The sequence below is a fragment of the Alteribacillus bidgolensis genome, assembly GCF_002886255.1.
Lineage (GTDB): Bacteria > Bacillota > Bacilli > Bacillales > Marinococcaceae > Alteribacillus > Alteribacillus bidgolensis.
The window spans coordinates 2,974,242-2,988,467 of the sequence record NZ_KZ614149.1; the positions used below are offsets into that span (position 1 = coordinate 2,974,242).

The window sequence follows — 14,226 nt, forward strand, 5'->3', positions numbered from 1 at the left end:
CCTTTATAATCAAGGTTTTACTGCCGTTCCATCATAGATCCTAGCAAGCGTCCACTCTGGGATTTTATTACGTGGTGGATATGCTAGTGCCTCTTCTTCACAAAAATCTATGCCTAATCCAGGAGCATCTGTTAAATACGCGTATCCCTCTTTTATAATAGGTCCTCCAGGAAATACCTTTTTTAATTCTTGGTTCATAGGAGTCCATTCTTGAATACCAAAATTTGAAATACTGGTATCAATGTGGAAATGAGCGGCGACCCCTATAGGAGATATATCTCCAGGTCCATGCCAAGCGGTTCTCACACCAAAAATCTCACCCAATATAGCTAATTTTTTGGCAGGAGTAATCCCTCCAATTGCACTAATGTGTGCCCGAATAAAATCAATTTGCTGTGAAATAATTAAATGTTTCCAATCATTAGGATGAGAGAATAACTCTCCAATCGCTATAGGAGTACTTGTCTGTTCCCGTAACATCTTTATCCATTCTAATTGTTCTGGCGGAAACGGATCTTCTAAATAAAACAAATTAAATTTCTCAAGTTTTTTAGCTAGCTTTATTGCTTCAATAGGAGGGACCCTCTCATGAATATCATGAATCAATTCTATATTTTCGCCTACATTACTTCTAATATACTTAAAAAGCTCTTCTACACTTTTAACATAAGCTTCCGTATCAAAATATTGACCTTCTCTTAAGTTATCAGGGTGCCGTTTTTTCTCTAATCCTTCTGCTCCTTTCATTTTTTTTGAGATTAAACCAGTATCATTTGTGCCAGCTCCTCCGTACATACCTAATTGACACCGAACATGTTGATATCCCTCATTGATCGCCTTGTGAATATCTTCTACTACTTCTTCTTTTGAAGACCCATCTGTGTGTCGGTAAAGGGCCACTCCATCTCTAGATTTCCCCCCAAGCAACTCATATACAGGCAGATCTGCTATTTTTCCTTTTATATCCCATAAAGCCATATCTATGCCTGATAAAGCATTATTAACGATTGGACCGTTTCTCCAGTAACCGCTTACATTAGTAATATTCCAAATATCCTCAATATTAGCCGGATTTTTCCCTATTAAGAAGGGTTTTAAATAGGTTTCAATCACTTGTTTAACCGCATCTGCCCGCTGGGTAAAGGTTGCACAACCAAGCCCATATAGTCCGCTCTTATTTGTCTGCACACGGACAACTACCAAATCAATACTATTTGGAGCAGTCACAAACACTTCAACGTCTCGAATAGTATAATGTTCCAATATAAAAATTCTCCTTCTTTAAAGTGTTTATCTTCCTAACCATCCACCATCAACAGCTAATAAATGACCGTGTACATACTCTGAAGCTGGAGATGCTAAAAATAATGCTGGTCCTTTAAAGTCTTCTGGTTCTCCCCAGCGACCTGAAGGGATTCTTTCTAAAATTTGACGACTGCGGGTAGGATCATTGATTAAAGCAGTATTCATTTCTGTTGCAATATACCCTGGTACTATAGCGTTTACATTTATACCTTTAGAAGACCATTCATTGGCAAGCGCTTTAGTTAGCTGTCCAACAGCACCTTTAGCGGAGGTATAAGCCGGTACATTTATTCCTCCTTGAAAAGATACGAGAGAAGCTATGTTAATAATTTTCCCCTTGTTCTTTTGGACCATGATTTTTCCTGCTTCTTGACAAAGGATCCAAACAGCTTTCAAATTAATATTAATCACTTGATCCCAATCTTCTTCAGGAAATTCTACAGCAGGATGGCGCTTCTGAATTCCAGCATTATTTACGAGAATATCAGTGGAGCCCATTTCTTCTGCAATATTAGGAATAACAGATCTCACTTGTTCCAAATCATTTAAATCACAGTAAAATATTTTACATTTAACCCCTAAATCCTCAATTTCACGTTTCGTTTCATCGTTTGATGACCGTTGAATTAATGCTACATCAGCTCCTGCTTCTGCTAAAGCAATGGCAATTGATTTTCCTATTCCTCGTGTTGTTCCGGTTACTGCAGCTACTTGTCCTTTCAACGTATCTCTACTAAACATAGAAACACCTCACCTTAAAGTTGATATAATACTTTCAAAGATTGATTGGAATCCTTCATTAGTTGAAAGCCTTCATCAAATTTTCCAATTGGAAGTTTATGTGAAATTAATGTACTAACATCTACCTCTTTATTTTTTAACATGTAAAGTGCTTGTTCAAAATCGTACGTAGAAAAACATCTGGTTGTTTTTAATGAAATTTCTCTAAAATGCATTTGAGCCATTTTCACTTGAGGAGGTTTTTTATAAACACTAACTAACATTATTTCTCCTTGTGGTTTTATGGCGTCAATCATTTGATCAGCCGTGCTTTGCGTGCCTGCTACTTCAAATACTGCATCGGCCCCTATTCCATTTGTTAAATCTTTTGCTACATGAACTATATCCGTTTTACTGGCATCTACAGTATAAAAACCTAGTTTTTCGGCTAATTGTAATCGGAACGGGCTTACATCTGATATGACTACTTGTGAAGCTCCAGCTCTATTTGCAAGCATAGCAATAAGCATCCCAATTGGACCGGCACCGAGAATAACCACTACATCACCGATTCTCATACTTGACTTTCTTATGGAATGAACGGCTACAGCAAGAGGTTCTGTTAAAGCTCCTTCTTCATCACTAACGGAATCGTCCAATAAAAATAAGTTATTTGCAGGTACACTTACATACTCAGCGAACCCGCCGTTTCTATCAATTCCCAGATACTTTAAATTATTACAGATATGGTTTTGTCCAATACTACAGGCATAACATTTCCCGCAACTGATAAGGGGATTAATCGTTACTCTATCCCCAGGTTTTATGCGATCGAGTCCTTTTACTTCTTTTACATAACCTGAGAATTCATGTCCCATAATTAATGGAGGGGCTGCTCTTGGATGAGCCCCAGAGTAAATCATCATATCCGTTCCACAAATTCCAGCATAGGCGACTTTAACTAACGCTTCTTTGTCATTTAAGTGAGGAATATTTTCTTCATTTACTTGTACGGTTTCCGCTCCTTTATATACGCCTGCGTTCATCTTATTACTCCTTTTCCACTCTGTTGTTAATAAAGACACTATTTCTTACTGTAGCTCTTGTATCCAAGAAATGGATTTGAAGATTTTCTTCAATTTTATCGACATCGCCCACCATAATCGCATTTACAATATCTAAGTGGCTCTGAATCAAAAAATCTTTATATTGTAATTTTTTTTCTGTAGAGAATCTTTTTTTAGTAGCTATTAATAGTGCCGTTATAATCAATTTTTCAATATTTTTCCACAAATGATAGATACGATTATGATCACTTGCCCTAATTACTGCTTCATGAAACGCTATATCCTGAATAGCCAATTCCGTAGCATCTTTCTTATCAATAGCAATTTTCATTTTCTCTACTGTAAATTGTAAAAAAGCAATAAGCTCCTCATCGTTTTTCTCCGCACATTTTTTCATGGCAAAACTCTCAATTAAATAACGAATATCATTTAATTCTTCAATATCCTTTTGAGAGATTCCAATAATTTCAACACCCGTTCTTTTCAAGCTAAGCAATCCTTCATTTTGAAGAATACGTAATGCTTCTCTTGATGGAGAACGACTAGAATTATATTTTTTTGCGATAGAATTTTCTGACACAAAATCCCCTGGCTTTAATTGCCCCGCGATAATTTCATAACGCATAAGACCGGCAATTTCTTCTCCTTTGGAATGAGGATCTAATTTTTCAACTGGGAATTCCATCTCTTCTCCCCCCTTATCTGCATACTATGAATACGTTGTATACAACGTATTCAACTAATTACATAAGATTATACAATATATACTGACAAATTGTAAACGTTTAATTTTTAATTTTTGAAAAATATTGATCTTGCCTGAACAATATGAAACCAATAATCATGGGATGTAGAAAATGTTAAATACAGCTTCGTTTACGGTGTACACAACCAAAAAAGATTGAAGGATAAGCTATATTCAAACATCACGGAATCGCTGTGAAAAAGAAATAATTAGGATTGAGTATGTCACCTTATGGAAAAAATTGAAATATCCCTCAGGTTTCTAATAATCTGGGAAAAACTAAGAAAACCTGTGAGACAGTTAAAAACATAAAAAGGAACCAGACAACAACGCCTGATTCCTTCCATTTATGGTACTATTTCTCATTTACTTGCTTAACGAATTCTCTCATGATAGCTGGCAGGTCAGGCCAAGCATGCCCGGAAACCAGGTTATTATCTACATAATCCATTTCGTTGATGTATTCGGCACCAATGCTTTCTACTTCCGGCTTGCACGCCTGATAAGCAGTCAGCTTCCGGCCCTTTACTACATCTGCAATCGGTGTAAGCACCAGACTTCCATGGCACATGACGGCAATTGGCTTGTCCGCTTCAAAGAAATGGGCCACAATGCTTGGCAGATGTTCAGCCATGCGAATATGTTCGGGAGCCCGTCCGCCGGGGATAATTAAGCCATCGTACTCATTGGCATTCACATCAGCAAAAGAAGTGTTCGCTTCAATCAAATATCCTCGTTTTTCGGTATACGTCTCCCAATCTTCGAAGTCGTGAATTACTGTATTTAATTTTTTCTTATGAGGCGCAGCAATGTCTGCTTCAAATCCTTCCTCCAAACAGCGAAAATACGGGTAATACACCTCTAATGCTTCTACTGCGTCTCCAGTGACAATTAAAATCTTTTTAGCAGCCATAAAAAGTCCTCCTTATTAAAGATGCATTTCCATTTCCTTCTTTATTTTAACATGATTTCCATTGCACAGGTATTAAATCTAAGTAAAGAGTTATATCTAAAAGGAATAAGGCGTGAAAGTAAATCAATGAAAGGTGAGTAAGTCATTTTTTCTCATGAGGGGGGAATGGCTGCTCTATCGTGCGGAGGTGTGGTGGTTTTTGTTTTTCTGTTTATTGAATAGTTCGTTTTAACATATCAATATCCGCTTCTTGATCAATCGATCGTTTAGCAAGCTTTTCTAACGTTCTTTCTTGGCCGGCCACTAATGCTTCTAATCGTTCATAGCTCTTAGGAATACTTGAAAGTTTGTTTTCAAGTTTTTTCTGGCCTTCTAACAATTCTGCTTTTATCGACTGCATATCGTCTTTCATGAGGTTCATTTCTGATCTCACATTCCCAAATTCTTCCTTCATCTCTGAACGTATGTCACTTGTTTCTTGTTTAAACTCGGACCGCATATTTTTCATGTCTTCTCGGAATTCGGTTTGCATGCTCTCCATTCCGCTTTTCATGCTTCCGATTTCTTCTCGGAACTCGCTCTGCATGCTTTCCATTCCACTTTTCATGCTTCCGATTTCTTCTCGGAATTCGCTCTGCATGCTTTCCATTCCGCTTTTCATGCTTCCGATTTCTTCTCGGAACTCGCTCTGCATGCTTTCCATTCCACTTTTCATGCTTCCGATTTCTTCTCGGAATTCGCTCTGCATGCTTTCCATTCCGCTTTTCATGCTTCCGATTTCTTCTCGGAACTCGCTCTGCATGCTTTCCATTCCACTTTTCATGCTTCCAATTTCTTCTCGGAACTCGCTCTGCATGCTTTCCATTCCACTTTTTATGCCTCCAATTTCTGATCGGAACTCGCTTTGCATGCTTTCCATTCCACTTTTTATGCCTCCAATTTCTGATCGGAACTCGCTCTGCATATTTTTCATGCCAGTCTCCAACGAATCTACTCGAGAATTCGTTGATTGAACCTCTTCAAGGATCATTTTTAACATGTCATCCATCACTCTTGCCTCCTTTCTTATCGGGTGATGTTATTATAGCATAAACCATCTGCGTTTTAGAAAAACAACGATATTTAATAAAAATTATATACTTTCTAACAGTGCAAACAAAAAGAGGTTTCCTTCTCATAAATTTTTAGATTTACATCGAATATTTTGATAAGGAAAAAAGCTGCCCTTCATCAGGCAGCTCAATACGATTATGCCGTTTTGCTTTTCTCCCACACCTTTTTAGCATATACCGCGATCATTAAAGCGATGAACGTTAACCAGACCTGTCCGAAAAGGATACTGCTTAATAAAAGCCCGCAGCTTATAAATACAAACAGCTGTATAAAGATAGGCACTTTTGTTATTCCTCCAGATTAAATTCCAGTTCCCGCGTGTTGTCTTCGATTTTTTTAATAGATAATGAGTCAAGGATCAACGCTTTATACGCAACATAGGCGTTATATTCAATCCGTTCAAGTACATCATATGCTTTTCGCAAGGTTTTATCGAGAACAACTATCCCATGTTTATTTAACAGCATAGCAAGCGGCAGTCCATCTGTGTCTCTTGATTGCACATAACTTCTAACAATTTCAGCAAGTTCAGGAGAAGTGGCTGGTGCAAACGGGAGGGTTGGAATGGTTCCGAGTTTTTGGGTAGACTCTGTTAAATTAGGCATTTCCATTCCCATCGTCGCAAAAACGAGAGATTCTTTCGGGTGCGCATGCAATACGCAGCCAATATCAGGTCTTTCCCGATAACATGCCATATGCATATTAATTTCTCTCGTAATATTTCCATCGCCTTCTACTTTTTGCTCTTTCATATTTACTACTAGAATTTCATGCCATTCTAAATCGCAAAATTTCTGCTGGGACATTAATGTAGGGGTCATAATGATATGTTCATCATTGATTCGTGCACTGACATTGCCACCGGCCGCATTGGTTTCAAATCGCAAAAACATCGTCCTTACAACTTTACACAGTTCTTCTCGTTCTTGTTTATATAACAAATTAATAAACCCCTTTCCGTTCTTGGATATTCGTTTTCAGACTAAGAACCTTCGCTTCTTCCACATCAAACGCACTGCTATTGCTTTTTGTCACTTTAGAAGCAGAGCAGCCTGCTGCAAACGTTAGGGCCTCCTCCCACGTACAGCCCTGTTCCCTTGCGCCAAACAGCGCTCCTACAAATACATCCCCTGCTCCGGTATCATTGCATTCCTTAACTTTTGGAGCATCGACATCGAAAATTTTCTGTTCTATTAAAGCCGTGCTCCCCTCTCCACCTTTTGAAAAAACCACATAAGGCACGTTTTGGTTTAGTTCCTGCAATTGACGTAATACATTCTGTTGAGCAGGGAATAATTCTCTTAATTCTTGTTCATTCGGTTTGATAAAATCTACTTGCATCTCAACCGCTGTTCTTAAAGCTTCTCCGCTAACATCACAAGCTATCGTACATCGTCTTTCTTTTAATAAAGAAACAATCTCCTTCCATCTGGCGACTGGGTATTCTGGAGGCAAAGAGCCCGATAGAATCACCGTGTCTTCTGTTTTCACTGTATCTATTAAATATCGGCAGAGCTTTTTGTGATTTTGTTCCGATATGCGAAAGCCATGTTCTGTTACCATTAAACTGCCTTCTCCTGCCTGATCCATCAGCACATAAGTGATTCGTGTTGCGCTTTTTTCTTCTATAAATAATTTATAATGCAGGTTTTTCTGGTCTAAAATCTTTTTGAAGCTGCTGGCATTTCGCCTGCCAGCAAAGGTTATGGCTGTATTATGAATATTCAAACAAGTCAACGTATGAGAAACATGAAGCCCTTTTCCGCCCAAGTCTATTTCTTTTTTGTACATTCGGTTATTTTTCCGTTTTTCCAAAGGATTCTTTGTAAACAAAATATGATCAATAGCTGGATTAAGCGTAATTGTGTAAATCACATCACATTCTCCTTATACTCCGTCTCCTCCGCTGTATCATCTTCTACCTTTCTCGCTTTCATCGTTTTCAAATAAAGAACAAACAGAGCGGCCCATATCCCGACAAATAGGAAACCTAGCAAATGTCCTTCTCCTACGTGTGCAAAAAGATACCGGAAAACGGGGTATTCTATCGTACTCCACGAAATCATCTGTCCGCTATCTAAAGCAATAGCTCCTGTGTCCTGTGCCAGCTGTGTAATCGTTGGAGCAAAACCAGTCGCAATATACAAGAAAACTGGCGTCGTAATGATTCCAAGAATGATCATTCGAAGTAAATTCCCGCCCGTAATAATTAATGCGGGGGCAGCCATAGAAATATTGATGATCCCTGCAAACGGGAGAACATTGTTTCCTGGGAGAATAATGGCGTAAAGCAGTGTAATTGGCACCCACACAATGACAGCCACCCACAATTCATTACTTCCCGCTAATATCGGCCAGTCTAAGCCAATATTCAATTTTCGGTGCTTAAATCGTGATTTCATAAATTCCGAGATGGCATCAGACAAAGGAGATAACGCCTGCATAAACAGTTTGGCTACCATAGGAAACAAGGTTAGTGCCGCTGCCGCTTGAATTGCCAATGTAAGCGTCTCAGGCACAGTGTAGCCGGCTGCGATACCAAGAAGTACGCCAATAATAAAACCCATCACATGATTTTCCGCGAAAGCACCGAACTTTTCTTTTAATGTATTCGCATCGATATGACGGTCAAAAAGAGGTACCTTGCTTAACAGCCAGTTAAACGGAAGAAGAAAGACGCCAAAAATCATCATCCCATGCGAAACGGTGACACCGGGAATGCCAGTTACTTTTTCAATGTGCTTTTGGTTTACATCCGCTATGAGAAGCTCCGCCACCATTTGGATAGCTGCTATAACAAAAGCCAGAGCCACATTATTTGTCACACCTATAACCAGCACTGCTGTTAAAATTTTTCCCCAAACGTTCCATAAATCGACGTTAAGTGTTTCTGTTTTATTCATGACGAGAAGGATGGCATTGACGCCCATTTGCAGCGGGAACATTAAGAACGCTAATGGCCAAGCCCACGCCAATGTGGCTAAAGAAGTCCAGCCGGCGTCTACTACATTAAGCTCGATCCCTGTTCGTTCGACGAGGCCTTGACCGGCAGGAGTAAGAGCGTCCAGCATGAACCCAATCACTACTCCCATCCCCGCAAAGGCTACCCCTAAAATGATCCCTGCACTAAAGGCTTCTTTCCACTTCATTCGTACAGCAATGCCTACAATGATCATGATTAAAGGTACAAATACTGACGCACCAAGATCTAAAATATATTGAAAGACACTTTGCAGGACATCCACATTTATCTCCCCCTTTTTACGTTAGCAAGCTAATTAATTGATTCGTTTCTTCCTCCATCCCCATTCCTGTTAAAAATGCAATGCCGTTTAATGTAGGGATATTATAGTCTTTGCTCCCTTTTGTTATCGCAATATAGACGTCACTTTGCGGTATATATTGGTCTAATGACTTAATATCAACCGCTTCAACGTTTGCTTTAATACGATTTTCATTCAAAATCTTCTGAACCTTAGAAGCCACCGTCTGGCTGGTTGCCACTCCTGAACCACACGCTACAATTACTCTTTTCATAACACTTCACTCCTTATTGGATATTTTATAACTTGAAAAATCTCTTCTTCACTTTTCGCATGTTTTAACCCTTGCACAAATTGGTGATTCGTAAAAAGGGTCATTAAATACTGTAAAAGCTCTACCTGTGTTTTCGACTCCGTTATTCCTAAGAAAAAATAATGAGAAACCTGTAATGTTTTATTTTTTTCTCCCATGCTTCCAACCGGCAGCGGTTTTTCAGTGTTGGCGTAAGCAATAAATGGGCTAGATATATGCTCACAATCTGTATGAGGAATAGCAATGTTAATATTTTCTAACGATAATCCGGTCGGATAAGTCTCTTCTCGCTTTGTTAAAGCTGACAGATAGGAGGATTTTACATAGTTTTCTTTGTGCAGACAGCTTCCTACTTTTTCAAAAAGCTGATAAGCCGTCTCACATTTCAGATTGGAAAAGATGAGATGTTGGTGGAATAATTCATCAAATGGCATGATGGTCCTCCTCTACATGTTGTTGCAGCGTCTCTGCTATTTCTAGAGCATGCTTTGCTTCATAAAAACGCTGAGATTTAGTGTCATCCATAAATAACTCATTTAAGCTTAATAACGTCGGGACATGATGTTGAAAGTCTATTGGAGAAAGGGTCACTAACGCTTTGGCCATACCGCCGTCTGGCATTTCTACCGGATAGCGAAAAACTAATATATCAAAATCTTCCTTTCTTACTCCATCCGACGGCTTTGCATGCGGCAAATAAACGTGAGGGCCAAGCATCATCCGATCACTTTCTTCTGAAAATAGCTCGAGAACTCTATCCATATAACGAGACTCAATCGCCTGTCTTTCTTTCATATGATTTAAGCTATAGCAGACTGCCTCTTTCCAGGTGACTCGTTCTTCAATAATGTGAATATGCTGTTTTTCAAAAGTGAAAAAAGGCTGGCGTTCTTTTTCTTCTGTTTTTTGATTGTTCTTGTTATCGCTGTACGATCTATCGAAAAAATCTACTATCTTTTCGTGGATCACGTCTTGCTTCTCCATTTCAATATGGTCTTTTAACGAATGCAGCAATTCCCTGGCTTTCTTCTCGTTATCTCTTTCAATATATTTCCGTACGTTTTTTCTTAAGTGAGCCCGCTCTTTTTGATCCAAAATAGGATTAACAATAAACGTTTTTTGACTCGTATGCAAAGGAATTGTCGTAAAAATAAAATCGACCTTTTCTTTTTGATTAAATGTTCTTTCAGAAAATGCTCCTAAAAATTCAATATGCGGAAACATCAGCTTAAGCGTTTCTAACAATAGCTTTGACACCGAGGTTCCATTTCGGCACACGACCATCGCTTTAAATATTTTTTCACCTTGTTCATTGGTTTGATAGATCCACGCTTGCACGAGCATTGCAATATATACTTTTTCTTCTTCCGGCAAAGATTTTCCGATGTAATCTTCTAATGCGCCTGCAGCTCCATTCACTATCGAACAAATCGATGCGTGTTCCTCTTGAAAGATTTGAGTAAGCGGGTTTTGGACATGCAGCCCTAATTTCACCCGATAGACTGCGGGTTTAATGTGCAGCCATAGTTTCTCTTTTAATTCCTCTTTTCTCACCAACGATGTCACTAGATTTAATTCGATTTGGTCGATAAATCTATCAATAGAAGTTTTTAATGCTTCACTGTGAGATAAGTGAATGGCCGCCTCTAACATATTAGAAGAAAGAACTTGTAAAGTAAGGTACAACCGGTCTTTCTCTGTCAGACCGCTTTGGTCCCAAAACATTTGTTGAAACGCTTCGTATTCATCCGTATGAAACACACCATAATCTTCGGTTTCCGGCACCCATTCCTGTTGAAATGCCTGCATTCGTTTTATTAATAAATGCAAAGTGACCGGAAGAACTTCAAGTTGCTCATCGGAAAATGATATCTCTAATCTTTGTTCTGCTCTAAGCAGCCGCTGCCGCAGCAAAAACACTTCATTTGGCTCTATTAATTGTTTTTTCTTTAGCAACGTTTTTGCAAATTCATATTGAAAGAGCTGTTTTAACTCGGTGACAAGTAAATTCCGCAGCTGATATTCCGATCCTGAGATAAAATAGCCATGTTTACGGCTGTAATTTACCTCGATGGATTTATCCTCTAACTTACGCTTCATGAGCTTCATATCAAGCAGCACTGTATTTTTACTTACTTCTGTTCTTTCAGCTAAATCTTGAAGAGACAGGGATTCTTTTTCTACCAACAGGGTGATTAACATGAGCTGCACTCTTAATTCCGGTGTTAAATCATCGATGGAAAAATACGTTGCATCCCGTAAAATTTCACATAAACCCTTTCTGGTATTAGTTGGAATGACGATTTGTTCTTCTGGTTGAATCGCTAAAAGGTGAAAGTTGTGCTGCTTTAGTTCTTTGTTTATTAACTGTATTATTTTCTCAATTTGGCCTTTTGAGCTATTTAACTGATCTTCTAAATCAGACAAAAACAGGGTGGAACTGCTTAATAGCTGCTGCATTGTATTTTTCATCATTTGCTCCATATGGCCTCCCCCCTTTCCTTATTATGATTATCTTTAGTATAACGATTAGATCTTCTCTGTGCGTATCCTTTGAACACAAATTAAGAAAACGCTTACATTTGTAATTGTGATGTACGGACTCATCGTTGATTTTTTCAGGGAATAACGTTTGCCTATTTAAACCATTATTCATTAATATAAAGATAGGAGTTAACCAAACGGAAAAGGAGAGGTTAAATAAATGATTGTTTCTTCACTGCAGATGGATATTATTCCGGGGGACCCTGCAGCAAACCGGGAAAAGGTAAAAAAGCTTGTAAAGGAAGAAATCGAAAAAAACCGTCCGCATGTGATTGTGCTTCCTGAAATGTGGACAACCGCTTATACGCTGCCAGAGCTTCCAGACATCGCAGATCATGAAAACAGTGAAACCATCCCTTTTTTACAGCAGTTAGCCGCAGATCACAACGTTCATCTTGTCGGCGGTTCAATCGCCTATCAAAAAGAAAAAGACATGTTTAACCGCGCCCTTATTATCAATCAAAAAGGGGAACTGATTTATCATTATGACAAGCTTCATCTTGTTCCTATGCTCGATGAACCAACGTACCTGACAGGCGGGAAAAACAAAGCCCAAGTTTTTGAACTCGACGGGCTGAAAATGGGAATTATTATTTGTTATGACCTTCGCTTTCCCGAGCTTCTCCGCGCCCTTTCCCTAGAAGGAGCGCAAGTCATATTTATTGTAGCCGAATGGCCGCAAGCGCGGACAGACCATTGGAAGTATTTACAGCTCGCCCGTGCGATTGAAAATCAAGTGTATATCGTCTCCTGTAATCGTGTCGGCACATACAACGAAGTGGAGTTTGCTGGAAAATCAATGACGATTGATCCGTGGGGAAATGTGCTCGCCGAAGGAAGCCAAAACAAGGAAGAAACGGTTCGCGCCGAGATTCATCCCGAACAAGTGGAAGAAGTCCGCAAAAAAGTCCCAGTTTTTGAGAGCCGTGTGCCGCAATATTACAATTACTATTAAACAGGACCGTTTTCATTCGAAGTGCTGAATATAACGACCGCACCGCTGAACCTTTGCAAGAAACAGCTCCCTATTTGTTTTCCTTTTAGCAAAACGCTGGACTGAAGCGCTGTATCACTCGACCTCACCGCTGAATAACCTCTATTTAGAAAATTTAAACCTTCCAAAAGTAGAAAAAAGCCGAATGGACCAGTAATACAGATCCATTCGGCTTTTTCATGCTTACTCCGGTTTAACTAATATTTTGATTTGGCTTTTATCTTCCGTCAATTGTTCAAACCCTTCCTCAACAACCTGGTCGAGCTTGATTTTGTTTGTGATTAATTTATCGCCGTTAAAGTACCCTTGTTTCATTAATTCCATGACGGCTGGATAAACATGGCGGTAAGCGATGATTCCTTTCACCGTTTTTTCTTTAATGACAAGATCATTCGGCTGTATGGAAGCTTCGGATTCCCATATGCTCACGATAACAGACTCTCCGCCATTATGAGTACTGTTAATGCATTGATTTAGTACATCGGGAATACCAGTTACTTCATAGGAGACATCAATACCGCCGTTCGTTAAACGTTTGATTTCCTCAACAGGATCTGCATCAGTTGGGTCAATAACGTACGCACCGAGCTCTTCTGCCAGCTTTTTTCTTGAAGCAGAAACTTCGACGGCATAAATGGTAGATGCCCCGGCAGCTTTTAAAGCTTCAATCACGAGCAATCCAATCGGACCAGCACCAAAAACAGCAGCTGAATCTCCTGCTTTTAACGAGCTTTGACGAACCGCATGCAAAGCTACAGCTGCTGGTTCCACGAGCGCGCCTTGTTCATAGGATAATTCCTCCGGCAGTTGATGAACCATATGCTCGCCAACAACGGTATATTCCGAAAAACCGCCTCCGCCGCCGGATAAGCCGTGGAAACCTAGAGAGTCAGAAAGATTGTATTTTTCATCTTCATACCTCCCATTCGCATGGGGTGCTAAAATCGGTTCAATTGCCACCCGGTCTCCCACATTTACCTTGGAGACCCCTTCTCCTGCTTCCACAACTTCCCCAGCAAACTCGTGCCCCATTATTATTGGAGCCTGGTCTTTGCTAATCGGATGGGGTTCTTCTGCCGGAATGAAAATCGGGCCTGCTAAGTATTCATGCAAATCACTTCCGCAAATACCGCACCATTTCACCTTTACTTTCACTTCATGATTAGAAACCACGGGCTCCTCGACATCTTCTACTCGCAAATCTTTTGCACCATGCCAAACAGCTGCTTTCATAGGTCACGCCTCCTTG

General features: G+C 39.6%; 14 protein-coding genes. 1 reads left to right on the top strand and 13 read right to left on the bottom strand.

The features are described 5' to 3' along the window. Positions 1-9: 9 nt before the first annotated feature. The 12 genes from CEF16_RS14735 to CEF16_RS14790 all read right to left on the bottom strand — a co-directional run bounded on the left by CEF16_RS14735 (position 10) and on the right by CEF16_RS14790 (position 11,923). Positions 10-1,263, bottom strand: coding sequence for an enolase C-terminal domain-like protein (locus CEF16_RS14735; RefSeq protein ID WP_091587385.1), 1,254 nt, complete (start codon positions 1,261-1,263; stop codon positions 10-12). 27 nt (positions 1,264-1,290) lie between these two features. Continuing rightward, positions 1,291-2,046, bottom strand: coding sequence for a glucose 1-dehydrogenase (locus tag CEF16_RS14740; RefSeq protein ID WP_091587387.1), 756 nt, complete (start codon positions 2,044-2,046; stop codon positions 1,291-1,293). Between the two features lie 14 nt (positions 2,047-2,060). After that, the gene (locus tag CEF16_RS14745; RefSeq protein WP_091587388.1) at positions 2,061-3,071 is read right to left on the bottom strand and encodes a zinc-dependent alcohol dehydrogenase; all 1,011 of its coding nucleotides are present in this window, start codon (positions 3,069-3,071) and stop codon (positions 2,061-2,063) included. Positions 3,072-3,075: 4 nt separating this feature from the next. Further along, positions 3,076-3,777 carry a GntR family transcriptional regulator gene (locus CEF16_RS14750; RefSeq protein ID WP_091587390.1) on the bottom strand — a complete coding sequence of 234 codons (702 nt, stop codon included), beginning with the start codon at positions 3,775-3,777 and terminating at the stop codon, positions 3,076-3,078. A 415-nt stretch (positions 3,778-4,192) separates the two neighbouring features. Continuing rightward, positions 4,193-4,750, bottom strand: a complete 558-nt coding sequence (locus CEF16_RS14755; protein ID WP_091587392.1) for a DJ-1/PfpI family protein — start codon at positions 4,748-4,750, stop codon at positions 4,193-4,195. Between the two features lie 211 nt (positions 4,751-4,961). Beyond that, positions 4,962-5,798, bottom strand: coding sequence for a coiled-coil domain-containing protein (locus CEF16_RS14760; protein WP_096241754.1), 837 nt, complete (start codon positions 5,796-5,798; stop codon positions 4,962-4,964). A gap of 352 nt (positions 5,799-6,150) precedes the next feature. Further along, a complete protein-coding gene (locus tag CEF16_RS14765) occupies positions 6,151-6,804 on the bottom strand; it encodes a class II aldolase/adducin family protein (protein WP_091587394.1) in 654 nt (217 codons plus the stop codon). A 1-nt stretch (position 6,805) separates the two neighbouring features. Further along, entirely contained in the window at positions 6,806-7,738 is a 933-nt protein-coding gene (locus CEF16_RS14770; RefSeq protein WP_091587396.1) for a 1-phosphofructokinase family hexose kinase, read from the bottom strand. Continuing rightward, positions 7,735-9,108: a PTS galactitol transporter subunit IIC gene (locus CEF16_RS14775; protein ID WP_091587398.1), complete on the bottom strand. Its 1,374-nt coding sequence runs from the start codon at positions 9,106-9,108 to the stop codon at positions 7,735-7,737. The genes CEF16_RS14770 and CEF16_RS14775 overlap by 4 nt, the downstream gene beginning before the upstream one ends. 16 nt (positions 9,109-9,124) lie before the next feature. After that, entirely contained in the window at positions 9,125-9,400 is a 276-nt protein-coding gene (locus CEF16_RS14780; protein ID WP_091587400.1) for a PTS sugar transporter subunit IIB, read from the bottom strand. Next, a complete protein-coding gene (locus tag CEF16_RS14785) occupies positions 9,397-9,873 on the bottom strand; it encodes a PTS sugar transporter subunit IIA (RefSeq protein ID WP_091587401.1) in 477 nt (158 codons plus the stop codon). The genes CEF16_RS14780 and CEF16_RS14785 overlap by 4 nt, the downstream gene beginning before the upstream one ends. After that, positions 9,863-11,923 carry a BglG family transcription antiterminator gene (locus CEF16_RS14790; RefSeq protein WP_091587403.1) on the bottom strand — a complete coding sequence of 687 codons (2,061 nt, stop codon included), beginning with the start codon at positions 11,921-11,923 and terminating at the stop codon, positions 9,863-9,865. Before CEF16_RS14790 ends, CEF16_RS14785 begins: the two co-directional genes overlap by 11 nt. Before the next feature lie 220 nt (positions 11,924-12,143). On the opposite strand from CEF16_RS14790, the gene CEF16_RS14795 reads away from it, so the two are divergent. Then, on the top strand, positions 12,144-12,938 hold the full coding sequence (locus CEF16_RS14795; RefSeq protein WP_091587405.1) for a carbon-nitrogen family hydrolase: 795 nt from the start codon (positions 12,144-12,146) through the stop codon (positions 12,936-12,938). 222 nt (positions 12,939-13,160) lie between these two features. Here the strand turns inward: CEF16_RS14795 and CEF16_RS14800 are convergent, their stop codons facing one another. Next, positions 13,161-14,210, bottom strand: coding sequence for a 2,3-butanediol dehydrogenase (locus tag CEF16_RS14800; protein ID WP_091587407.1), 1,050 nt, complete (start codon positions 14,208-14,210; stop codon positions 13,161-13,163). Positions 14,211-14,226: the final 16 nt, after the last annotated feature.